The sequence below is a fragment of the Nocardia uniformis NBRC 13702 genome (assembly GCF_001613345.1).
GTDB classification, from domain to species: Bacteria; Actinomycetota; Actinomycetes; order Mycobacteriales; family Mycobacteriaceae; genus Nocardia; species Nocardia uniformis.
In genome coordinates this window covers 1-23,821 of sequence record NZ_BDCE01000005.1, presented here as the reverse complement: position 1 = coordinate 23,821, position 23,821 = coordinate 1, and the positions used below count along the sequence as shown (strand labels likewise).

Genomic DNA, 23,821 nt, shown 5'->3' with positions numbered 1-23,821 from the left:
CGGTACTTCCGACCACCCGCTTACTTCTGCCAGTAGTTTTCCGGCCCGGCCTCCGTGACGACCGCGCTCGCGGCCGCGTCCAACCAGTCCTTGATATCGCTGTCCTGAGTCAGATTGATGTAGAGCGCGGTCGATTCGAAGACGTAGCGGTAGTTCGTGGCACCCCAGCCGCTGCGCGTCGCGTAGCCGGCATAGTTGTCGCACACCGACGCTCCGGCCCCGTCCTGCGGGCACCACACCGCCCAATCCTGTATCTGCCCCCTCATGGTCTCGTACAGGCTGTCCGCGTCGGCGGTCGTCGGGAAGGCGAGCACATTGATCGACACCAGGATCTGATCGGAGGCATCGACATACGAACCGGCGATCATCTGCTCGCAATTATGTTGCGACAGAATATTTTTCACATTCTCCGACATATCTCGGGTAATGCAGTCCTTCGGGCCACCGGCTCGCAGGGTGTACTCCACATTCTTCGAATCCCGGAAGCTCTGGGGCAGTAGCGCGTCCGAGGTGAACGGGGTCTTGTCGGTAGCCGCGTTGCCGAGGGAATTCCAGTCGAACGGGGGAGCGGTCGGGGTGACGTAACCGCTTGTCGTCGTGTCGGAGGAGTAATGGGAGTAGCTGGTTGTCGAGGCCACATTGCTCGTGGTGCTGGTATCGCGCATATTGAGTGCGACCAGACTGACCACCGCGACCAGAGCCGCGACTCCGATCAGGATGCCCGTGAGCCAAGCTCCCGAATTACCGGCTGGTGCGGGGGATGTCGCAGGCGACCGGCCGGGCGGCGTCGGCGCGAACGGTGTTCCCACCGTCGCCGGTGGCGGAGGCGGTGTTCCCGCCGCGACCGGTGTTCCCGCCGCGACCGGTGTTTCCGCCGCGACCGGTGCTTCCATCGCCACCGGTGCCGCCGACGGCACCGGTCCACCGGACGGTGCCGCGCCGGTAGTACGGAATCGCTGTGTGTGCCAATCGAGTACAACCATCGAGTCCTGCCGGTAGAACGCGCCGTCAGGAGTCAGGAATACCTCGCGAAGGCCGGTGCGCCATTCCCCGGCGGAGGGGCGGGTGTAGGGTCCGCCGAACGCCCGATCGAACAGCGCTCGCAGGCGCGGATCCAGATCGGTGGGGATACCCGCCGACGACTGCCATACGCCGTCCTCGCTCGGCGGCGCATCCGGCGCGAGAAACAGACCTCGATAGATGAGTACGGCCAGGCTGAACCGCTCGCCGTACACCAGCACGCGCTCATCGAGCATTTCGACGATCTCGCAGGCGCGAATCAATAGCGCCACACGCAGATACGCGTCCGGTGGGCTCTCCAGCGCCGAATACAACCGGTCGAAGGTCAGCGGCGAGGCATCGGCCAGCGAGAAGTCACCGGGTCCCGCGGGCAGGATTACTCCGACCAGCGCACCGCCGCGCTGCACCAGGTCGATCGGCCAGGTGATCGAACTCGAGGCCGCCCCCGACGAGCCCACCCGCTGTTCGGCGGCGAGCACCACCTCACGGCCGAAATCGGCTGCGCGGGCGATCCATTCGATGGCATTCGCATCGGTAATCGGGGATTCGAAGAGCTTGTACAGGCGCTCCCGCTGTTGCCGATCGCGACACCGGTGCAGCTCCGACCCCGCACCACCGGACCCGAATACTTCCCGTGCGATGTCATAGATATCGCCCGAAGCCCCCATTACGGAAAGTGGCCCCTCGACAGCATCTTTCGACAGCAACACCAATGACATTCCGAGCCCCTCCTGCCGCGACGCCCTGCACGCCCCGATACAGCGGCTCGACTCTCCCATAACCGACAATCGGGCACAAAGGGAACGAAAACCGGCGATCAGCCGAAAGCTGATCGCCGGTGATCGATTCGCTCAACGCGCGATTACGCTGCCCTCACCGGTCCTCACTTCGTGGGAGTCGGCGCCGCGGATGTCGTTGTCGTCGTGTCCGATTCGGTGGTCGTCGCCTTCGGTGCCGCCGCGGGCTCGGTGGTCCCGGGCTCGGTGGTCTCGGGCTTGGTGGTCTCGGGCTTGGTGGTCTCGGGCTTGGTGGTCTCGGGCTTGGTGGTCTCCGTGGGCGACGCCGCTACCGGAGCCGGAGACGCCGTTGTCGTCGCCTCCGGTGTGACCGCCGTGCTCGAGGTCTCCGACGGTGCGGTCGTTGTCGGCGGCACCGTGGTTGTCGGAGCCGGGGTGGTCGTCGAGGTGGTGGTCTTCGTGGTGCTGGTGGACGTCGACGATGTGGTCGACGACGACTTGGTCGACGACGACGTCGTGCTCTTGGTCGTCGTGGTGGTCGGCGCCGTGGAGGCGGCCGTCACCTGGTAGACGGTGGCGAGGTCCTCCTTGTTCGGCTTGGCCGACGTATCGACCTTCTCGCCGGCCTGCGCCTGCTTCGACAGGTGGGTGAGCCAGGCCGCCGCGTACTCGGCCGACGTCAGGTCCTTGCCATTGGCCGGATCAGCGTCTTTCCAGTAATCGAAGTGATGACCCTCGTGGTTATCCCCGAGCGTCTGCTTGTACGGGTCGTTCATGATCACCGGAACGGTGTTCTGATTCGTCACGATGAGACCGATGATCTCGTTGAAGATCTTCTGCGGCAGATAGGCCAAAGGCGCCATCTGCTCGCCCGCGATGGCGTCCGCCTTCGCGGGAGCCTTGGACTCACCCGGCTTATAGGCCGGATCCGACACCTTCAGCAGCACATCGAGGAAGGTCTCGTCACTCGTCCACCAATTCGGGTTCGACTGGATATCGGCGAACGCCGCCAAGGCGATATTGCCGAGAGTGACAGCGACATCCTGTCCGGTCGCCGGGGTGAGCCCGTCGCGCTGCAGGGCATCGACATTGATCTGCCGACCCACATTGATACCCAGGGTCAGCAGTGAAATGTTCTCCGGTGCGGAGCAGGTGAGGTCACCGTCGGAGCAGAACGACGCGATCTTGCCGTTGAGGGCACCGAAGTCACCACCGGTACCGGGCAGTGCGCCCGCACCGCCCGCGGTCTTCCCGCCGTACTTCAGGTCGAAGCCGTCCGGATTATTCGGATCCTGCGCACCGATGAACGTCCCATCGCCCGCCTTGCGACCCGGATCGGCGAGGATGACCACACCGAGGACATCATCGGGATTCACGATCCCGTACTCGCCCTCGGGCTGATTCCCGATCTCCATCGCGACCCGCCGCACCACGTCGGAGCCCTCGCTGTAGCCGACGATCGAGAACTTCGTGTCGGGGCAGGCCGCCGCGATCTCCCGCATGACCTGCTTGGTATTCGTCACGCCGGTGGTGACGGCCTCTTCATAGGTATCCAGGTTCGCCGGATACGCGATGTAAATGGCGGCGTTCGAGTTGGCGTCCGGGGCATTGACGACCGGATCGAGCCATCTACTGTTGTAGTCACCGGCCAGCGCGGCGGGCAATTCCTTACCGTTCGCGTCGACCAGCATTTTCGTGGTGCCGGAGACGGGCGTGTCATTGCGCCCGGCCACCGAAATCGTCACCATCTCATGGCATTCCGTAACCGATGACTTCAGCTGGGTATCCGCTGTTCGCGTCGTCGATGTCAGTCCCATTGACGCCGCGCCGATCGCAGCGACCGCCAAGGTGGCCAATGCGGCACCGGCCGAAGCCGTTCTATGCCGCACAAAGAACTCCCGAAGAGCCATGCCCAGTTCCCCATTTCACTACCGACAGGTGGACGGACAGGCCCCCCGACAGGCCATGTGTCAAGGAGAACGTCGTGATCGGAAAGCTGGGCGTTACTGGGGTGAGATGTAATCGGTCATTACGAGACCGGAACGAGAGCGCCCCGACGCTGATCGGTAACCGTCTCCGGCACGCGGTGCGAACCCCGTTGAGCTGCACGTATGAAAGCGAAGAAGAAGAAAATCAACAGGACGGCGCGACCCCACACCCCGAACTGCACGATATTCTCCTCCAGCTCCGCCGAATGCCCCGCGCCGAGCGCGTAGAAGTACCGGAACACGCCGATCCCGATGGCCGCGTCCGCCATCAGATATCCGGCGATCGCGGACCACGGCACCTCGAGCAGCACCAGAAACGGAATCAGCCACAATGTGTACTGCGGCGAATGCACCTTGTGGAAAAGCAGGAATCCACACAGCATGGCCCCGCTCACCCCGATCCACGGGAATACGCCCGTGCCCGCGTAGCGCCTCCACCCCAGCCACAGGGCCAGTGCGAAGGCCGCCAGTATCAGCAGCGGCGAGGCGATCGACACCACGTCCTGGAAGGCGGCCTCCGCCTCCAGGCTCGGATCGAACAGCGGTCGAAGGCCCCAGTACCAAATGGAATTCGTGGTGATATCGGCCTGACGCAACTGTTGGAAAGTGATCGATGCCCGCCAGCCCTCATAGCCGACCAGCGCGAACGGCAGATTGATCGCGACCACCGTGCCGATCGCCGCCCCCACCACCGCGAGCGCGCCGCGCACGTCATAGCGCTTGTCCGCGGCCGAGTCGCGGTCGGCGACCAGCACATACACGGCCAACGGCAGTACGAAGATGCCCGGATACAGCTTCAGGCAGAACCCGATCCCCAATAGCACCGCCGCCGCGATCGCCCTGGCCCGCAACGAATAGCGGGTCGGCACCAGCACCACATACACCGCCGCCACCGCGGTGCACACCACGGGCAGCTCCCAGTTGTGGAACGCGTACAGCACCAGCGGCGGTCCGGCCGCCCACAGCAGTGCCGCCCCACCGGCCATCCGCCCCAGCAGCCACGCGGTCAGCAGCGCGAAGGGGGCCAGCAGCAGCGCGGAGTGCAGCAGGAATGCGACATCATCATCGGCGCCGAGCGCCCCGAGCCACATGAGAAGTCCACTGAGTACCGGATATTCGACCGCACCACCGGTCAGTGTGCCATCCGGCGTGATACCCCCCGACACATACGGAAAGACGTGCTCATTGATATCGCGCCCGAGCCATAGGAATTGGATATCCGAGTAACAGGCGTTCGAATCCTTGATCGTGTCGAAGATCAGACTGCGCCCGTCACCGTCGACCGCGCCCACCGCGCACCGCGCCTTATTGGCATACGCGAGCAGCAGCGTGACGGCGCACGCCAGCATCGACACCACGGCGGGCACCAGATTCGCCGCCACACCCGCACGACGGCCGACATCTCGATGGTCGGCGACCGGCTCCGAGGCGGCGGGTCGGTTCGGCATGGCCACCAGACTAGGCGGCCGAGGTTACCGTCGGCCCGGGTTGCCCCCGGAAGCCGCCGGACCCCGGCATTTCGCTTCGGGATCGACGGACCAAAACCCCTGAGTACGCCCCATTCGCGGTCTCGCGAACCCCTCATGTAGCCTTGTCGGGTTGCTGACGCAACGAACCCTCCTGCCCACGGACAGTCCGTGGGCCGTTTACAGTCCACAGGAGGTGATGAGGTCCGTGCGTCATTATGAAGTGATGGTTATTCTCGATCCGAGCCTGGACGAGCGCACCGTTGGCCCGAACCTGAACAGCATGTTGAATGTTGTGACGGTTGAGGGCGGCAAAGTCGACAAGGTCGATATTTGGGGTCGCCGCCGTCTGGCCTACGAGATCAGCAAGCAGAGCGAAGGCATCTACGCGGTCGTCAATCTGACCGCCGAGTCCGCCACCGTGAGCGAGCTCGATCGCCAGCTCGGTCTCAACGAATCGGTGCTGCGCACCAAGGTGCTGCGCCTCGACAAGAAGTAAGTCCAGTCCTCCAGCATGTGCGCTCGTTTCGCGTCGGTCCCTTTCTCTAGGCTGAGCGCAACGAACGTGTGCACTGCGGACTGCACCGGAGAGCAGGAGGAACCATGGCTCAAGGCGACACGGTCATCACCGTCATCGGAAACCTGACGGCTGACCCCGAGCTTCGATTCACGCCCGCGGGAGCGGCCGTCGCGAACTTCACCGTCGCGTCGACTCCCCGCATTTTCGACCGTAATACCAATGAATGGAAAGACGGCGAAGCGCTATTCATGCGCTGCAACATCTGGCGTGACGCTGCGGAAAATGTCGCCGAGAGCCTGACCCGAGGCTCACGAGTGATCGTGAGCGGGCGACTCAAGCAGCGCTCCTACGAAACCCGCGAGGGTGAGAAGCGTCAGGTCGTCGAGCTCGAGGTCGACGAAGTCGGTCCCTCGCTGAAGTACGCCACCGCGAAGATCGCCAAGACCACCCGTGGCGGTGGGGGCGGCGGCTTCGGCGGCGGCAGCGGTGGGGGCGGCGGCAACTCGGCCAACTCCAACTCTTCCGGTGGTGGCGGCGCTCGTGGCGGCCAGCAGCAAAGCTCTGGCGGCGGCGACCCATGGGGCAGCGCGCCCGCGGCCGGCTCCTTCGGGGGCGGGCATATGGACGATGAACCGCCGTTCTGAACAACGGCATTGGAGCCTGAAGGCTCCCGAAACTACGGAGTAGATGACCATGGCCAAAGCACCGGCGCGCGAAAAGGTGCTGAAGAAGAAGGCTTGCGCGTTCTGCAAGGAAGCCAAGTCCGGCACCGTCAATATCGACTACAAAGATACGACGATGCTGCGTAAGTACGTCTCCGATCGCGGCAAGATCCGCGCTCGTCGGGTGACGGGCAACTGCGTCCAGCACCAGCGCGATATCGCTGTTGCCGTCAAGAACTCGCGTGAGGTGGCCCTGCTGCCTTACGTCTCCACGGCTCGCTGAGAAGGGAAAGCACAGCGATGAAGTTGATTCTGACTGCTGATGTGGACAACCTCGGTGCGCCCGGCGACACCGTTGAGGTCAAAGACGGTTACGGCCGTAACTACCTGCTGCCCCGCGGCCTGGCGATCGTTGCCAGCCGCGGTGCGGAGAAGCAGGTCGAGGGCATCCGCCGGGCGCAGGACGCCCGTAAGGTGCGCGACCTCGACCACGCCAACGAGCTGAAGCAGGCCATTGAGGGCCTGGCTGCCGTGTCGCTGTCTGTCAAGACCGCTGGCACCGGCAAGCTGTTCGGTTCGGTGACCACCTCCGACGTCGCCTCGGCCATCAAGGCCGCCGGCGGTCCGGTTGTGGACAAGCGCAGCATCGAGCTGCCGAAGGCGCATATCAAGTCCACTGGCAAGCACAATGTCGTGGTGCACCTGCACCCGTCCGTGGTCGCCAAGTTCGACCTGCAGGTCGCTGCCGCCGAGTAATTGCGGGGTAAGGCGTCGACCGGAGGCCATCTTCAATCTCGGAGGTGGCCTCCGGTTCTGTTTGCCCCTTTTGTGGTTTGCTGGTGATTGGCTTTCGCACATTGCCGGTGCTCGTCGGGTCGGTGGAACATTTGCCGCTTCTCGGTGTTTGCCGGGGTTGTGGATGACTTAGCAAACCGACCCTCCTGGTTGTGTCGCAAGCCACATCATGACGGATGCTGTTCATCCAACACGCCCGAATGTTCATGTCCAGCGACACGCCGCACCGAATTGATCCACAGTTGCGAACAGTGTGAAACCGGCCGCTACCTGCGGATTGATGTATTCCGCCGAAGTTTCTCCCCAGGTCATACACAGGGGGTGCACAACAGCTGGTGAACAATGCCCACGTTGTCCCCAGTTATGTGCACAGGTCGGTTTGGCGGGCACCCGGACGGTCGCCTAGGTTCGCTCCAGTGCCGTGACCACGGACCCGGGATGGCACGGTCTCACGTACCCAGCGCTCGGCACCAAGCGTTTGCCGACGCGCGCTCGCAACGCCGCGACAGATACCGATACATGTCGGTGCCGAGGCGTACAACGAAGGTGGTTCCGGGCGGGATGAGAGAGGACGGTCGAGTCTGATGGCAGTCGTCGACGATCGCGGCCACGACGAGGGCGGCTCCTCCTACGAACCCCCCGGCGAGGATTTCGGCCGCCAACCTCCCCACGATATGGCCGCCGAGCAATCGGTCCTGGGCGGCATGCTGCTGTCCAAGGACGCCATCGCGGACGTCATCGAGGTCATCCGCCCCGGCGACTTCTACCGCCCCGCCCACGAAGCCGTCTACGAAGCGATCCTCGACCTCTACGGCCGCGGCGAACCCGCCGACCCCGTCACGGTTTCCGCCACCCTCGACCGCCGCGGCGAACTCAAGCGCATCGGCGGCCCCCCGTACCTGGTGACGCTCACCCAGACGGTCCCCACCGCCGCCAACGCCGGCTACTACGCCGAAATCGTCGCCGAGAAGGCCATCCTCCGCCGCCTGGTCGAAGCGGGCACCCGCATCGTCCAGTACGGCTACGCCGGCGCCGACGGCCAAGACGTAGCCGAGGTGGTAGACCGAGCCCAGGCCGAGCTCTACGACGTCACCGAACGCCGAGCCAGCGAAGACTTCCTCCCCCTCGAGGACCTCCTCCAGCCCACGATGGACGAAATCGACTCCATCGCCAGCCGTGGCGGAATTTCCCTGGGCGTACCAACGGGATTCACCGAACTCGACGAATTGACGAATGGCCTACATCCTGGCCAAATGGTTATCGTTGCGGCGAGGCCGGGTGTCGGTAAATCGACCCTCGGAATGGATTTTATGCGGAGTTGCTCGATCAAGCACGGTTTGGCGAGCGTTATTTTCTCCCTGGAAATGAGCCGCACCGAAATCGTCATGCGTCTCCTATCCGCTGAAGCGAAGATCAAACTAGGCGATATGCGCGCGGGCCGGATGAGTGACGACGACTGGACCAAGCTGGCCCGGCGTATGAGCGAAATCAGCGAAGCGCCTCTGTTCGTGGACGATTCGCCGAACCTCACCATGATGGAAATTCGCGCCAAGGCTAGGCGGCTCAAGCAGCGCCACGACCTACGCCTGATCGTGGTCGACTACCTGCAGCTGATGACCTCCGGTAAGAAGGTCGAATCACGTCAGCAGGAAGTCTCGGAATTCTCTCGAAGCCTCAAGTTGATGGCCAAGGAATTAGAGGTTCCGGTAATCGCTATTTCGCAGTTGAACCGTGGTCCGGAACAGCGAACGGATAAGCGGCCAATGGTGTCTGATTTGCGCGAGTCGGGAAGTCTTGAACAAGATGCTGACATGGTCATCCTGCTCCATCGGCCTGATGCATTCGAAAGAGATGACCCTCGCGGCGGTGAAGCGGACCTTATTGTTGGTAAACATCGTAATGGTCCGACTGCCACCATTACGGTGGCACATCAGCTGCACCTCAGTCGCTTTGTGGATATGGCTCGAGGCTGATCGAATCTACGTTCGATTCTAGCTCAATCCCCCGTCTTTTGCGCAATAATTGCTTCGATTGCAGTCGCAGACAGGGGGATTTGAGTGGATACGTCGCGTTTTCTCCAAATCGGCCATTTGCCCGAATCGGCACGAATTCTACGGGCAGACAATGGAGCTGAGGTTTCGCTGGGTTCGATACTGCGCAGCGGTGAGCAACCCGCCGTGTGGTCGGCGGACCAGCACATGCGTATGGTCGCTCGCCAGATGGTGCACGTCTGCGCGGACGGCCGGCAGGGGGTCCTGCGAGTGCAGCTTGCCTCCGGTTGTGTCATCGAGGCGTCGGCAGACCTCAATCTCCTGACTGTAGATGGATGGACTCAGGTCGCACAGTTGGCGGTCGGTGCCCGCGTGGCCATTCCGCGGTGGACTCCTGCGCCCGCCATTGCGGTGGAAATGCCTGACGCCGAGGTGATTCTGCTGGCTCACATGATCGGTGACGGTTCCTGCGTGAAGCGCCAACCGATCCGCTATGCGAGTATCGACGAAGAGAATCTCGCAGCGGTAGCAGCGGCAGCGAGACACTTCGGTATTACCGCCGTTCGGGACGAGTACCCGGCGGCTCGGGTCATCACGCTCCGTTTGCCCGCGCCCTTTCGGCTCACTCATGGCAGACGTAATCCGATTGCGGCATGGCTCGATGAGCTCGGCCTCTTCGGTTTGCGCAGCTACGAGAAGTTCGTTCCGGAACCTGTTTTCACACTGCCCACCGATCAGGTCGCGCTTTTTCTCCGGCATCTGTGGGCCACCGACGGCTCGGTTCGATGGGACGCGCGGGCGCGCCAAGCCCGAATCTATTACGGATCGACTAGTCTTCGGCTGATTCACGATGTCGCACGTCTGCTGCTTCGCCTCGAGGTTCACGGACGCATAAAACGCGTCACCAAGCCCGGCTACCGCGATTGCTGGCATCTTACTGTCGACGGCATGATCAATCAGCGGAGCTTCCTGGAAGATATTGGCGCTCATGGAGCCCGCGGAGTTGCCGCTGAAGGCGCGCTCGTCGAACTGGCAGAGCTGATCCCCAACACCAATGTGGACACTGTTCCGAAGGAGATCTGGAGCAGGGTGCGTAATCTGCTCGCAACCAAAGAGATCCGCCATCGTGAATTCCAGGCCGCCATGGGAACCAAGTTCTGCGGTTCTACGATGTGGAAGTACGCACCCAGCCGCTCGCGTTTGGCTCGCGTCGCTGAAATCCTCGACGATCCCCTCCTCTCGACGTTCGCGAGAAGCGACCTCTTCTGGGATTGCATTGCTGAGGTCACGTGTCTCGGAGAGCAAGAGGTCTACGGCGCCACCGTGCCCGGCACCCACAACTTCCTCGCCCACGGCGTATTGGTCGGCACCGGTCCGAGCGGAGGACTGTGATTAGTGGCCGGGGTCGTGCGGCAAATCGCGGAAGGGGCGGCGCATTTGGTGCCGCCCTTCCGGTATTCGACTGTGACTCATACCCGTTCGGCCTGCAGCACGGGATAGTCGGTGTAACCCTCGGCGCCGCCGCCGTAAACCAGGTCGCGCGCGTACTGGTTGATCGGGTCTCCGGAGGCGAAGCGGGCGGGCAGGTCGGGGTTGGCGATGAACAGCCGTCCGAATGAGAAGACGTCGGCCAGTCCGTTTTCCAGTACCTTTTCGCCCGCGTCCCGGGTTGTCGGGGTGGGGCCGTTGAAGTTCGCGATGAGGGTGCTCGACCAGCGGGGGCGCAGGTCGGCGAGGGCGGCGTATGCGCCGCGCTCGATGACGTGGAGGTAGGCCAGGCCGAGTGGGTCGAGGGTGTTCAGGAGGGTGCGGTAGGTGTCCCGCGGATCCTGTTCCGCGATCTCGTTTTCCGGATTGTCCGGTGAGATGCGCAGGCCGACTCGTTCGGCACCGACCTCGGCGGCGACGGCCGTCACGATATCGACGGCCAGCCGGAGGCGGCCGTTGCGCGAGCCGCCGTAGCGGTCGGTGCGCTGGTTGGTGTTCTCCGCCAGGAACTGCTGGATCAGGTAGCCGTTCGCGCCGTGTACCTCGACCCCGTCGAATCCGGCCGCGATGGCGTTGCGCGCCTCGGCGACGAAATCCTCGACCGTGGCGTCGACTTCGGCGGTGGTCATCGCTCGCGGCGTGACATGGTCCACCAACCCCTGGCTGGTGTAGATCTTCGAGCCGGTGATCCGAACCGGCGAGGGGGCCAGGGGAGTCGCACCGCCCGGCAGAATCAGCGGGTGGGTCATCCGGCCGACATGCCACAGCTGGGCGAAGATGCGCCCGCCCGCCGCGTGTACCGCATCGGTCACCTCGCGCCAGCCCGCGACCTGCGCTTCATCGACGAGGCCGGGGATACCGGGGCCGCCCTTGCCGAGGATGTTGGCGTAGATGCCCTCGGTGACGATCAATCCGGCGCTCGCGCGTTGTGCGTAGTAGTCCTTGGTCAGCGGGTTCGGGACGCCGGTGGTGTCGTCCGCGCGGCCCCTGGTCATCGGGGCCATGGCGATGCGGTTCGGCAGGTCGAGCGCGCCGCGCCGGTAGGGACGCAGCAAAGGGCTGTCGGACATGGGGTTTCCTTTCACGGAGGCGGATCGGGGTCAGCGGGCGAGGGCGATGACTTCTACTTCGATCTGCCAGTCGGGCTGGGCAAGGGCGGACACCTCGAGCAGAGTGTCGGCGGGGTAGGGCTCGCTGAGGAACTCCGCGCGGAGCGCGATGACCCTGTCGAGGTTGGCGGCCATATCGGTGACGAAGATGCCGACCTTCACTACGTCACGCAGGTCGGTTCCGGCCTCGGCCAGCACCCGCGCGATATTGGCGAACGCCTGCCGTCCCTGCGTCAGAAAGTCGTCGGAGACGGTGCGCCCCCGTTCGTCGATCCCGGCCTGCCCGGAGACATAGAGGAAACCGTTCGCCTTGATCGCCTGCGAGATCTTGTACGGCTCGTACCAGTCGGGCGTGGTGGCGATCTTCTCGATGCGCTGTGCGGTCATGGCTTATCTCCTTCAAGACTGTGCATGTACATGCATTGAATGTACATGCAAATAATGACACTGCATTCAGTCCCTGTCAACACGGGCAGTCGGGTGAGCAGTGAAGCTGTTGTGAGACAACGCAAAAGCCGCAAGTCGCAGTGCCGAGAGAGGGCTGCGAGACGTTGCGGTTCAGGCGGGCGGCACCGGCTCGCCGAACACGGTTCGAACCGCGGCCTGATCGCCGTCGATGTCGACGACCCCGAGCATGTCGTCGAGAGCGAGCACGCCCGCCGCCAACCCGAGAACGATGCCGGCGTCAGCGCGCAGCACGGCTTCGAGCTCTCGACCGTCGTGTGGGTTCACCTCGATGCCGGAGGATGTCGCCCGCACCTGGGCCAGTACGCCGTCGACGGCGATCCCGATTGTTGCCGAGCGGCCCGTCGGTGTCCTGCGGGAGAGGAGGGCGGGTAGGGCGACCAGGAGCCATTCGGGTCGGAAATGGTCGTCGCCGGGTCCGCGCACCATGAGTGGTGTGGACCAGCGGACGAGGCCCTCGATCGGTTCCCGTAACTCGGTCCCCCATGGCGTGAGGGCATACACGATGGCATTGCCATCTCCGGCCAGCCGCCGCTCGACCACCCCGGCGTTCTCGAGATCGCGCAGCCGGTCGGCGAGCAGATTGGTGGCCACGCCCGGGATTCCGTCGAGCAGTTCGCGGTAGCGGCGTGGAGCCGTGAGGAGCTCGCGAACGATGAGCAGATTCCACCGGTCACCCACGACATCGAGCGACCGGGCGAGACCGCAGTACTGGCCATAGCTCCGAACCATTCCACACACTTTACTTTCTCAAGTGTCCGGAATGGCCCTTCGTGTACCGCGATGTGATCCGCGCGGGCGTGGTGACTACTTGGAACCGGGCTGCCAGTCCATACCCCACCCGTAGGCGCGGTCGATGGCGCTCTGATTCCCGTTGATGTAGTTGACTTCTCGGTGCACGGTCAGCCCGCCACCGCTGTTCTGCAGCAGGGCGATGGCGCAGGAGCGGGCCCCGCTCACCGGGGAGTCCAGGGGTACTTCGATCTGCCGTCCATCGGTCGGGTAGAGCGTCACCACACCGTCGGCGGCGGCCCAGTTGGGTACGCCCTCGTAGATGAAAGCGAAGATCAGAATGCGGCGGAAGGTATCCGGCCGAGCCAGATTGATGTGCATATTCTCGCCGCCCGAGGCCTCCCCGGTGCGGTCGTCGCTGTCGAGCTGAATGTAGGGCACGGCATTCAACGCCCCGAAGTTATTGCCGATGGCCTGCACGACGCCCTTGGTGCCGTCGGCGAGTTCGTAGAGGCAGCCGAGATCGAGATCGACTGCGCTGGAACGTTTGAAGAGCCCCCGCTTCTTGCCCTGCGACCAGTTCAGGTTCACTCGCATGGCGCCCTGGCTGTCACCGGGTTTGGTGAGATTCACCGATGGCGTGGCCTTGGACAGCGTTACCTTCGGCAGATTCATGCCGGGATTCTGATTGCCGACCATGGATCTCATCCCCCCTCAGGGACTTTCGTGATCTTCCCGCACCCGCCGCCGTGAATCGCGTTGGCGGGTGCGGGAAGTCGATTGATAGGCAAAATCAGCCTACCGGTGTTACTTCCTTGGCATCCACCGTTTCGGCCTCGCCCTCGCGACGATTGCGAATGAGGCTGGTGATGAAGGCCGCGCCGATGAACGCGACACCGATGAGACCGGTGAAGAGCTCGTTGACGTGGACGCCGATCGAGACGAGCAGGATGATCGCCAGCGCGCCGATGGCCCAGTGCGCGCCGTGCTCCAGGTACACGTACTCCGACAGGGTGCCCTTGCGGACCAGGTACACGGTGATGGAGCGGACGAACATGGCACCGATCAGGCCCAGACCCAGCGCGATAATGATCGGGTCGGAGGTGATGGCGAACGCGCCGATCACACCGTCGAAGGAGAACGACGCGTCGAGAACCTCCAGGTACAGGAACAGGAAGAAGCCCGCCTTACCGGTGGCCTTGACCAGCCCCGATGGTCCGGTGTGTTCGGCCTCCTCGATCATCTCCTCGGTGTGGAACATGGATCCGAGCCCGTCGACCACCACGTAGGTCACCACGCCCAGGATTCCGGCGAACAGCACGGTGGGGCGGTCCTTGTCGGCGGCGGCGATTTCTGCGGCGAGCACGATGGCAACCAGGGAAAGCACCACCGCCAGCATGTCCAACTTGCCGAGCTTGGCCAGCGGCCGCTCCAGCCAGCTGAGCCAGGTGATCTCCCGCTCCTCGAGAATGAAGTTCAGGAACAGCATCAGCAGGAAGGCGCCACCGAATGCCGCGATCGAGGGATGCGCGTCGGTGAGCAGCTTCTCGTAGCTGGGGCTATCGTCGGCGAAGGTGAGCGCGCCGTCGGGGGGCGGGTTCATCGCCAGGTCGAATGCCTTCACCGGGGTCAGGCCCGCGGTGATCCAGACGATCGCCAGCGGGAACACCAGGCGCATACCGAAGACGGCGATGACCACGCCGATGGTGAGGAAGATCTTTTGCCAGAACTCGCTCATCCGCTGTAGGACAGTGGCGTTGATGACCGCGTTGTCGAAGGACAGCGACACCTCGAGGATGCCCAGAATGGCGCACAGCGCCAGGGCGGTCGGTCCGCCGTACACAAACGCCACGATCAGGGAAATGATCGTGACGATGATGGAGAGGCCGAATATTCGCACCGGCTGTGGCCTTTCAAAGGAGGGGTACGGGCGAGCGGATGATACGCGGAAGGGGCTCGGTGTCCCGAGCCCCTTCAACGTCGAGCGAATGGGGGTTAGACGCTCACACCGAAGTCGCGGGCGATCCCGGCCAGACCGGAGGCGTAGCCCTGGCCGACGGCGCGGAACTTCCACTCGGCGCCGTTGCGGTACAGCTCACCGAAGACCATGGCGGTTTCGGTGGAGGCGTCCTCGGTGAGGTCGTAGCGAGCCAGCTCGGCGCCGTTGGCGCGGTCGACGACGCGGATGTAGGCGTTGCGGACCTGGCCGAAGCTCTGGCTGCGGGCTCGGCCTCGTAGATCGAGACCGGGAAGACAATGGAGTCGATGGTCGGCGGGGTGTTGGCGAGGTCGATATTGATGACCTCGTCGTCGCCTTCGCCCTCACCGGTGAGGTTGTCGCCGGTGTGCTCGATGGAGCCCTCGGGGGACTTCAGGTTGTTGAAGAAGACGAAATGCCCGTCCGAGACAACCTTCTTGTCCGGGTTCAGCGCGATGGCGCTGGCGTCCAGGTCGAAATCGGTCCCCGTGGTGGTGCGTACATCCCAGCCCAGGCCCACCGCTACGGCGGTCAGGTTCGGGGCTGCCTTCGACAGTGAAACGTTGCCGCCCTTGGACAGACTGACACCCATGCGGGATTCCTTCCGTTGGAAAGTCTTGTGTCGTGAATGGTTCCCGGCATGTCCGAATCGCCGGGTCCGTGAGTACGACAGTAGTAGTTTTCGCCAGAGTTGGTAGCCAACAACCTGCGGGCTGCGATTGTGAATCGCCAGGCTGGCCGCAGATGTGAACGTAGGGGCCACACAGCCGCCGCATCTCCTACCATCGGCGGTGTGGCAGGGCGTAGACGCGGATGGTTTCGGTCGTCCCGGAACAACGAATGGGTGGAGCAGGCGCGGCATGCGCTGACGTCCGCGTTCCTCGATATGGATCGTCGACAAAGCATTGCCGAGGCCGCCGTCACCGCATCCGCACAGATGTTTCCCGAACGCGCGATGGTGCGGCGGTGGGAGCCGGTACGGGCCCGCTGCTATGACGCCGCCACCGCGTATTTAGCTCTGGGCGAACGGCTGGACCTGGCCGAACGTGATGGACCGCGGGTGCCGCAGCCGGAGATCGACACCGCTATCCGGCGCCTGGGCGATGCCGCGCGGGGGGTGGACGAGTTCTACCGCGGCAACCAGGCGCACCTCGAGCATTCGGTCGCGGTGTTCGAGTCGGTGCCGCAATTGGTGCAGCAGGTGCGTGGGGCGGCCGGAGAGGCGCTGTTGGCCATGGCTGATTCCGCGTACGCGGGATACCGTTCGGTGCGTCGGGCCGCGACCGCTGTGGATGAGGGCCTGGTCACACTCGACGGTGCCATCGCGACCGGTGTGGGGGCGGCGCGGGACGCGGCGACTCGGCTCGAGACGTTGACCCGGGCGCTGTCGAGTGCGCTGGAAGATGCTCCCGGCAAACAACATTCGGCGTCCATCGCGCTGTCGTCGGCGAGTACTCGGCTATCGGCGGCCGAACATCGCTGTGAGCGCGTCGGTCCGGCATTCTCGACGCTGCTGCGTGAGTTCAACGCTGCGAGTTCGGCGGATTTAGCGAACAATGAGCGGGAAAGTCGGAAATATATACGCGCCGCTGAGGCAGAACTCACCCGTGCCCGAGCGGCGCTGGCAAAGAATGACCCGGAGCAAGCCCTTGACCTGACCACATCCGCGCGCGCACACCTCGCTACCGCCGAAGAGCGGGCCGACGCCGTGACCGACCGGCTTGCGCTACTGCGTGAGGTGCGTGCCGACCCACAGCAGAAGGTAAAAGCTGTCCGGTTCAAACTGCGTGACGCGCAGATGTTGGCTGTGCACCGCGACTTGGTCGCGGAGTGGGGTTCGGTACTCGATGCTCAATCCGACCGAATCGATCGGGCCACCGCCGGACTGACCGGTCGGCATCCTGACTACTGGGCGTTCGTATCCGAGCTGGACGCGTCCGCCGCGTTCATCGCCGGGGTGGTCGACCGGATGCGGAAAGCCAAAAAATAGCCGTACGAGCAGAAGGAAACGGGGGCCGATGGCCGCGATTACCACCTGTCCGCACATCGTGACCGTCCCGGTCTCGCTCTTCAAACGCACTCCGCTCCGGCACTTCCGGCAACTTCCCGGCCCCGAGATGCGCCGCATGTTCCACCGCGCACCGGAGGCCTTCGGCGGCTCCACCGACCGCGATCTGCTGGCCATGGCGCTGGGCGCGACGCTCTATGTGCCCGCCACCCGCGAGGATCTGATCGCCACCATTTCCCGGCGCGCCGAACACGGGGTGTGTTCCATGGTCATCGACCTCGAGGATGCCGTCGCCGACCACGAGCTGGAATTGGGTAAGCGGCAGGTGGTGGCCACCCTCGACGCCTTCGCATCCGGGACCGATCCGCATCCGCTGCTGTTCGTGCGGGTGCGCGACGCCGACACCATCGGCGAGATCGTGGACATGCTGGGCGGCGGCGCGAGCGCGCTCACCGGATTCGTCTTCCCCAAATTCGACACCACCAGCGGGGCCAAATACCTCGACGCCATTGTCGAGGCTTCGCAACGGTTGGGGCGCACCATCTTCGGTATGCCGGTGCTGGAATCACCGGCGCTGGTACACCGGCAGACCCGCGACCACGAACTACGCGGTATCGAGGAGCTGCTCGCCCGACACCGGGAGCGGGTCTTGGCGGTGCGGATCGGCGCCACCGATATGTGCTCCACCTTCGGTATTCGCCGCGACCGTGACCTCACCATCTATGACGTGCGGGTGGTGGCCGACGTCATCGCCGATATCGTCAATTACCTGGGCCGCACCGATGGCACCGGCTTCACCATTACCGGCCCGGTCTGGGAGTACTTCGCCGACCACGAACGTATGTTCCGGCCGCTGCTGCGCACCTCGCCGTTCGCGGAATCGGATGCGGTGCCGTTCCGGCAATACCTGGTCAGCCGCGACCTGGACGGGTTGCTGCGCGAGATCACCCTCGACCGCGCCAATGGCATCCAGGGCAAGACGGTCATCCACCCGTCGCACGTCGCGGCGGTGCACGCGCTCTCCGTGGTCACCCATGAGGAATACGCCGACGCCCTGCACATTCTGGAAGACGATGTCGGCGGCGTCGCCGCGTCGGAATACCGCAACAAGATGAACGAGATGCGGCCCCACCGCAGTTGGGCGTTGCAGACATTGCTGCGGGCCCGGATATTCGGGGTCACCAATAAAGGGGTTTCGTTCGTGGATCTGCTGAAAGTGCTGGTGGCATTGTGAGTTTCGCGCCGTGGGCGACAAGGGAACTGGGATTCGCGGTGCGCCACGAGCACACGCACGTCCCGACCGAGCCGCAGCAGTGGAGCGTCCCCGCCCTGCTCGAACTCGGGTTGCGCCGCAATCCCCGCCGAGCCCACCTCTTGGTTTCCACGGTGCTCGGCAAACACCTGCCCACCGACCCGCACCGCGTCATCGACGCCGGTAACCGCCTCGGTGACCTGGTACTCGAGGCACTCGCGAGTCACGCCACCACCAATTCGCCCCGTTCCTCGGCTGCGCCAACCCCAGGTCATTCCGGTGCGTCATCCTCCCGTCATTCCAGCATGCTTTTGGCCGGAATCCACCCCGACCAACCATCCGCCGCAGCCGTGGTACTCGGATTCGCCGAAACCGCAACAGGACTCGGACACTGCGTAGCAGCCCGGATCGGAGCGGAGTGCTATCTGCACTCGACGCGCCGTAATGTGCCCACCGCCGACACCCTGACCGGTTTCGAGGAGGGGCATTCCCATGCCACCTCACACCAGTTGCAACCCATGCCCGCCGAGGTATTCCGTGACGACCTGCCGATGGTGCTAGTCGATGACGAGATCTCCACCGGAGCAACCGCCCTCGACGCGATCCGCGCATTGCACGCCTTCACGCCGAGATCGCACTACATCCTGGCGTCGCTGGTGGATATGCGCACCGAGGCGGATCGCGCCGCCTTCGAAGTCGCGGCGGTCGAACTGGGCGCGCGCATCGACACCGTGTGTCTCGCATCCGGGATGACGGTACTTCCCGCCGGTCTCGTGAATTCTGTTGCCACCCTGCCGGATCCGACGCTGAACCCGACGGCCTCCACGCGTGGCGCGTTCGCCCGGATCGAACTGCCCTGGCCGGGGAATGTGCCGGAGGGTGGTCGGCACGGCCTGCTGCGCTCGGATACCGACGCTTTCGAGAAGGCCGTGACCGAGGCCGCCGATGCGCTCCGGCGCGATATCGACGCACTGCCCTGGGGCGGCCCGACTGATGCGCGGCCGGTCGTTGTGCTCGCGCATGAGGAATTCATGTACCTGCCGTTGCGGTTGGCGGCTCGCCTCGCGGACGATGGTGTCCCGGCTCGCTACCAAACCACCACGCGCTCACCCGCCTACGTGCTGGACGAACCCGGATATCCGCTGCGGCGCGGGTTTCGGTTCATCGCGCCGGAGAACGGTGAAGCCGAACCGCGGTACCTGTACAACGCGCACTGGCCCGAACCCGGTGCGCTCGAACCGATCCTGCTCGTCGTGATCGACGAACCCGCCGATACCGAACGTCTCACCGGCGCGGGAGGTCTCGTCGACGTGCTGACCGCATCGGGTGCCGACGTGGTGGTGGCTTTGGTACGCGGCGCGGACCCGCGCACGCTGCGTGCCGAGCGGCTCGCGGAGCGCCGTAGCCTCCCGGAACCCTTGCGAGGACCGGAATTCGGGTCGTATCCACCGGATGAGGTCGCCTGGCTGCTGAAGGACCTTTCCGGAGTGAACCTGGAAGGTGATGTGTCGGAACGCGAACGACGCATCCAGGCCGGGATCGCGCACTACGCGGAATCCCTGCCCGTGGAGTTCCAACCCGACGCGGCCTATCGCGAACTGTTCGAGAAGGTGCTCGCGCGGAGTGCCGAACGACTGGCGCTGGCCGTGGCGACCGTATCGGAATTGGTGGTGGCTGAACGCGGCGACGACATCGTGCTGGTGTCGCTGGCGCGAGCGGGTACGCCCATCGGGGTTCTCATGCGCCGCTGGTTGAAATACCGGCCTCCGAGTCTGGATGTGCCGCACTACGCGGTGTCGATCGTCCGGGGGCGCGGTATCGATACGGTGGCCCTGGATTATATTGCCCACCACCATGATCCGGCGTCAGCTGTCTTTGTGGACGGTTGGACCGGCAAGGGTGCCATCACGCGTGAACTGAGCGCCGCGCTCGATGCCTATCACGCCGCGGGTGGGCCCCGGTTCAACGACGACCTGGCGGTGCTGGCCGATCCCGGCAGCTGTGTGCGCACCTACGGCACCCGCGACGACTTCCTCATAGCCTCGGCCAGCCTGAACTCCACGGTGTCCGGGTTGGTTTCACGCACGGTGCTCAACGACGCCCTGATCGGCCCCGATGATTTCCACGGTGCCAAGTTCTACCGTGAACTGGCCGCCGACGACGTGTCCAGGCATCTGATCGATACGGTCAGCGCCTGTTTCGACACGGTGCGGCCCCAGGTCGCCGCGAACGTCGCCGCCATACGCAGCTCCGACCGCTCACCGACCTGGGCGGGGTGGGATTCAGTGGAGAAGGTCCGTGCGGAATATGGAATCTCGAGTGTGAACTTCGTGAAACCCGGTGTCGGCGAAACCACCCGGGTACTGCTGCGCCGGGTGCCGTGGCGCGTACTGGTACGTGACGCCGACGCCCCCGAGCACGCTCATATCCGCCTGCTGGCCGCCGCACGTGACGTGCCGGTCGAGGTGGTGCCCGACCTGGCCTACTCCTGTGTGGGCCTTATCAAGGACGTGACGACATAGTGCTCGATCGAAGACGGACAGCCGCCAGGGCGACCTTGGTCGCGACAGACCTGGACCGCACCATGATCTACTCGCGCAACGCCTTCGGCGCGACGCCGGACCTACACACCGTCTGCGTCGAACACCTAGAGGGCGCACCGCTGTCATACATGACCACCACGGCGGCCCAGCGGATGCGCACCCTCACCGGCCCGGCCGCCGTCATCCCCACCACTACCCGAACCATCAAGCAGTTCAATCGGATTCGACTACCCGGAGCCCCGTGGGGCTACGCGGTCACGAGCAACGGCGGCAATATCCTCGTCAACGGTATCCCCGATATGCGCTGGCGTATCGACCTCGACGCCGAAGTCCGCGCCACCAGCGCCACGCTCTCCGAGATCAACGCCGAACTCCGCTCCCGCATAGACGATTCCTGGGTCGACAAATTCCGAGTAGCCGATCACCTCTTCTGCTATCTGGTCGTCAAACCCAAAGCCGTCCCCGACGGTTTCCTCGCCGAATGGGATGCCTGGTGCCGCCCGCGCGGCTGGTCCGCCTCCCAACAGGGCCGCAAGATCTACACCATGCCCAAAGTGGTCTGCAAAAGCCGTGCCGTACAAGAAGTCCGCCGCCGCCTCACCGATTCCGGCGCACTGGCCCCAGCCGCCCGGCTGCTCGCCGCCGGTGACGGCGCTCTCGACGCCGACCTACTCGGCTCCGCCGACGCCGCGATCCGCCCCTGTCATGGCGAACTCGAAGAGCTGAACTGGACCAACCCCAACCTCACCATCACCCGGTCCTCCGGCATCATGGCGGGCGAGGAGATCGTCGATTGGTTCGTGCGGTCGTCGGACAACTCCGAATAGCCCGGGCTGGAACACTATCCAGCCCCGCCGACCCGCAGAAGCACCGCTATCGCTGATGGATCGCCCAACCCGGCCTGTCGTCCACCCAGACATCCGGTGCCGGAATCTCGCCATCCCTGATGCGTGACCAGAGCCCGGCCGAGGCGACACGGTATCTGCGGCACATGCTTGTGGTGTCCGCGTATTCGATCGTCGGCTGCGGCCATCGCAGCGGCACCGGTCCGGATCCGGCGATCGTGTCGGGGGTCCACGACCGGATGAGCGGTAGCGGCCATCCGGGCCAGCGCCCTACGGCCACGACCGGGTCCGGGATCCACACCGGGCCATTGAGTCGCCATCGTCGTAAACGGTCGTAGGGGATGTTCGCCTCGTTCGCGAACCGGCGCAGACCCAGGAAGCAGTGCACGCCGACATCGTTGCGACGGTGTGGGTTTCGTCCGGGGGTTGCTGTCGCGGTCATCGGTCACGGCCGGAATCGGGGACTATTCGACCTTGCTGCTGCAAGGTCAGAAATGCGACCGTCTTGGTAGCGCAGATACCGACTTCGCATTCGAGGTGTACCTGCATGGCTTTGTGTGGATGCTGCCGCGCCCACCGCGGATTTCCGCAGCTGAGCATGGCCCGCACGGTCGCGGCGTCGGCCCCATCGGGCACGCTCGAGAGGGTCATCGACGGTGTCCGATCGTGAGAACACCTCGTGCGGAACTGCTTTCGGCTAGCAGACGAGCTTGGATAGTGGCGACCGACTGACCGCGATGGTGACGTGGTGTCGGCCGGGTCGCCGTCGCGGTGAGGACGACAGCGAAAGTCAGCACGGCGAGCATGAGGCCGAAAATGGTGTCCATGATGGGTTCCTCCTGGTCAGAACGTTCCTGGTCCCGGAGCGTCGAGGTCGGGGCCGATTGGTGGACCCTCCGATCTCGGTGCTGAATGTGACGCTACGCACAGTTGAAGACTTGAAGTTTCCAAGAAGTTTCAAATTGCCATTCCCACGGGCTTGTCCCGGAAGTAGCGTTGAACGCGTGAACGAGGAAGAGCGAGCCGGCGTACGGATTGCGCGAGTTCGCAAGCAGCGAGGGATGACGCAGCGGGCACTCGCGGAGCGTGCCAGGGTCAGTAAGAGCATGCTGGCGAAGGTGGAGACCGGCCACGCTTCGGCATCTACGGCATGGATCGGTGCCATTGCCCAAGCTCTTGGTGTCGATGCCACGAGATTGACTGGCGCACAGGATAGTCCGGAGCAACTGCACCAGCTGGTGCCCTCCATTCGTCGCGCGCTGGCTTCGGTCGATCTGATCGGCGACGACATCGACCCCGGGTCTTTGGAGCTGCTGCGGGAACAGGTATTACAGGTCAACACCTGGCGGCGTGATACCAAGTACGGCCGGATCGGGGCCGTTCTGCCGGATCTGGTCGAGCAGCTGCTCGCCGCCGCACGGGATTATGGCGAACCCGCCTACGCGTTGCTGGCCGATGCGTACCGCGCTTCGAATACCTTGGCCCACAAACTTGGTTACGCCGATCTCTCACTAACGGCAATGGATCGCATGGAATGGGCGGCCACGCACAGCGGCGACCCACTACTCACTGCCACCGCTCACTACTTGCGCGCCGCCGCCCTGGCGAGGATCGGTGCGGGTAAGCAAGCTTTGCAGCTTCTCGATCGGACGATGAATGAGGTGGAGCCATTGATCGCGACTGATCCGGAAGCCGCTGCGGTATGGACGGCCCTGCATATGCGCGCGGGAACGATCACGGCATCGCTAGCCGATGCCGATTCCACCTCGGAGCACATCGCCGAAGCAGCTCGAGTCGCCGAGACCGTTGGCAACCGGGTGGTGTATGAAACGACCGTCGGCCCAGCCAATGTCAACCTGCACGCCCTGGCCGCTGCTGTGGACCTCGGCCAAATCGGTAAGGCATTGCAGATCGCTAATTCCACTGTCCTGCCCCAGGATATGGCCACCGAGCGGGTAAGCCATTTCCATCTCGATGTCGCCCGCGCACATCTTCTGAACCATCGCCCTGATGATGCGATCGAGGAACTACATCAGGCGCGTGCGCTCGCCCCCGAGCACTTCCGCGCCAGCGGCACAGTGAAAACCGCCCTGCAAACCGCCGCCGCTCAGCAGCGTCGTGCCACTTACGGACTGCGCTCCCTGGCGAATTATGCCGGAATCCAGGATTGACGACCGAGGCCCAACCGGGCACTTCGTGTCCGCAGCCCGTCATTCCGGCGC

General features: G+C 64.2%; 21 protein-coding genes and 1 pseudogene. 11 read left to right on the top strand and 11 right to left on the bottom strand.

Annotation, left to right across the window (positions count from 1 at the left end):
- Window positions 1-20: 20 nt before the first annotated feature.
- From NU1_RS00760 to NU1_RS00750, 3 genes are all read right to left on the bottom strand, one after another.
- Window positions 21-1,739, bottom strand: coding sequence for a YML083C domain-containing protein (locus NU1_RS00760; RefSeq protein ID WP_157551913.1), 1,719 nt, complete (start codon window positions 1,737-1,739; stop codon window positions 21-23).
- A gap of 164 nt (window positions 1,740-1,903) precedes the next feature.
- On the bottom strand, window positions 1,904-3,667 hold the full coding sequence (locus NU1_RS00755; RefSeq protein ID WP_084520860.1) for a cutinase family protein: 1,764 nt from the start codon (window positions 3,665-3,667) through the stop codon (window positions 1,904-1,906).
- A gap of 119 nt (window positions 3,668-3,786) precedes the next feature.
- Window positions 3,787-5,094: a glycosyltransferase family protein gene (locus NU1_RS00750; protein WP_245719889.1), complete on the bottom strand. Its 1,308-nt coding sequence runs from the start codon at window positions 5,092-5,094 to the stop codon at window positions 3,787-3,789.
- Window positions 5,095-5,419: 325 nt separating this feature from the next.
- Here NU1_RS00750 and rpsF point away from each other — a divergent pair, with 325 nt between their 5' ends.
- From rpsF to NU1_RS00720, 6 genes are all read left to right on the top strand, one after another.
- Window positions 5,420-5,710, top strand: coding sequence for a 30S ribosomal protein S6 (gene rpsF, locus NU1_RS00745; RefSeq protein ID WP_067516261.1), 291 nt, complete (start codon window positions 5,420-5,422; stop codon window positions 5,708-5,710).
- Window positions 5,711-5,814: 104 nt separating this feature from the next.
- A complete protein-coding gene (locus NU1_RS00740; RefSeq protein ID WP_067516259.1) occupies window positions 5,815-6,375 on the top strand; it encodes a single-stranded DNA-binding protein in 561 nt (186 codons plus the stop codon).
- Window positions 6,376-6,424: 49 nt separating this feature from the next.
- A complete protein-coding gene (gene rpsR / locus NU1_RS00735) occupies window positions 6,425-6,676 on the top strand; it encodes a 30S ribosomal protein S18 (RefSeq protein WP_067516340.1) in 252 nt (83 codons plus the stop codon).
- A gap of 17 nt (window positions 6,677-6,693) precedes the next feature.
- Window positions 6,694-7,149: a 50S ribosomal protein L9 gene (gene rplI / locus NU1_RS00730; protein WP_067516258.1), complete on the top strand. Its 456-nt coding sequence runs from the start codon at window positions 6,694-6,696 to the stop codon at window positions 7,147-7,149.
- 623 nt (window positions 7,150-7,772) lie between these two features.
- Window positions 7,773-9,161, top strand: coding sequence for a replicative DNA helicase (gene dnaB / locus NU1_RS00725; protein WP_067516256.1), 1,389 nt, complete (start codon window positions 7,773-7,775; stop codon window positions 9,159-9,161).
- Between the two features lie 84 nt (window positions 9,162-9,245).
- Window positions 9,246-10,571, top strand: a complete 1,326-nt coding sequence (locus NU1_RS00720) for an LAGLIDADG family homing endonuclease (protein WP_067516254.1) — start codon at window positions 9,246-9,248, stop codon at window positions 10,569-10,571.
- A 77-nt stretch (window positions 10,572-10,648) separates the two neighbouring features.
- Here the strand turns inward: NU1_RS00720 and NU1_RS00715 are convergent, their stop codons facing one another.
- The 6 genes and pseudogenes from NU1_RS00715 to NU1_RS00690 form a co-directional block, all read right to left on the bottom strand.
- A complete protein-coding gene (locus NU1_RS00715) occupies window positions 10,649-11,737 on the bottom strand; it encodes an alkene reductase (RefSeq protein ID WP_067516252.1) in 1,089 nt (362 codons plus the stop codon).
- A gap of 30 nt (window positions 11,738-11,767) precedes the next feature.
- On the bottom strand, window positions 11,768-12,163 hold the full coding sequence (locus NU1_RS00710) for a RidA family protein (protein WP_067516250.1): 396 nt from the start codon (window positions 12,161-12,163) through the stop codon (window positions 11,768-11,770).
- 171 nt (window positions 12,164-12,334) lie between these two features.
- Window positions 12,335-12,973, bottom strand: a complete 639-nt coding sequence (locus tag NU1_RS00705; RefSeq protein WP_067516248.1) for a winged helix-turn-helix transcriptional regulator — start codon at window positions 12,971-12,973, stop codon at window positions 12,335-12,337.
- 75 nt (window positions 12,974-13,048) lie between these two features.
- On the bottom strand, window positions 13,049-13,648 hold the full coding sequence (locus NU1_RS00700) for a TerD family protein (protein WP_245719885.1): 600 nt from the start codon (window positions 13,646-13,648) through the stop codon (window positions 13,049-13,051).
- A 118-nt stretch (window positions 13,649-13,766) separates the two neighbouring features.
- Complete coding sequence (locus NU1_RS00695) at window positions 13,767-14,873, bottom strand: DUF475 domain-containing protein (RefSeq protein WP_067516244.1); 1,107 nt, start codon at window positions 14,871-14,873, stop codon at window positions 13,767-13,769.
- Between the two features lie 95 nt (window positions 14,874-14,968).
- Window positions 14,969-15,543: pseudogene (locus NU1_RS00690) on the bottom strand (TerD family protein).
- A 201-nt stretch (window positions 15,544-15,744) separates the two neighbouring features.
- Between NU1_RS00690 and NU1_RS00685 the strand changes: the two are divergent.
- The 4 genes from NU1_RS00685 (at window position 15,745) to NU1_RS00670 (ending at window position 21,581) form a co-directional block, all read left to right on the top strand.
- Window positions 15,745-16,941 (top strand): hypothetical protein, encoded by a 1,197-nt coding sequence (locus tag NU1_RS00685; protein WP_067516241.1) that lies wholly within the window; start codon window positions 15,745-15,747, stop codon window positions 16,939-16,941.
- Window positions 16,942-17,068: 127 nt separating this feature from the next.
- Complete coding sequence (locus NU1_RS00680; RefSeq protein WP_067516338.1) at window positions 17,069-18,193, top strand: HpcH/HpaI aldolase/citrate lyase family protein; 1,125 nt, start codon at window positions 17,069-17,071, stop codon at window positions 18,191-18,193.
- Between the two features lie 95 nt (window positions 18,194-18,288).
- The gene (locus NU1_RS00675) at window positions 18,289-20,733 is read left to right on the top strand and encodes a phosphoribosyltransferase (protein WP_157551918.1); all 2,445 of its coding nucleotides are present in this window, start codon (window positions 18,289-18,291) and stop codon (window positions 20,731-20,733) included.
- Window positions 20,734-20,795: 62 nt separating this feature from the next.
- Window positions 20,796-21,581 (top strand): HAD family hydrolase, encoded by a 786-nt coding sequence (locus tag NU1_RS00670; RefSeq protein WP_067516336.1) that lies wholly within the window; start codon window positions 20,796-20,798, stop codon window positions 21,579-21,581.
- A 46-nt stretch (window positions 21,582-21,627) separates the two neighbouring features.
- Here NU1_RS00670 and NU1_RS00665 read toward each other — a convergent pair whose 3' ends face one another.
- On the bottom strand, window positions 21,628-22,041 hold the full coding sequence (locus NU1_RS00665; protein ID WP_067516236.1) for a hypothetical protein: 414 nt from the start codon (window positions 22,039-22,041) through the stop codon (window positions 21,628-21,630).
- Window positions 22,038-22,250 (bottom strand): hypothetical protein, encoded by a 213-nt coding sequence (locus tag NU1_RS00660; protein WP_067516234.1) that lies wholly within the window; start codon window positions 22,248-22,250, stop codon window positions 22,038-22,040. Before NU1_RS00660 ends, NU1_RS00665 begins: the two co-directional genes overlap by 4 nt.
- 353 nt (window positions 22,251-22,603) lie before the next feature.
- Here NU1_RS00660 and NU1_RS00655 point away from each other — a divergent pair, with 353 nt between their 5' ends.
- Window positions 22,604-23,770 carry a helix-turn-helix domain-containing protein gene (locus NU1_RS00655; protein WP_169814980.1) on the top strand — a complete coding sequence of 389 codons (1,167 nt, stop codon included), beginning with the start codon at window positions 22,604-22,606 and terminating at the stop codon, window positions 23,768-23,770.
- Window positions 23,771-23,821 lie beyond the last annotated feature (51 nt).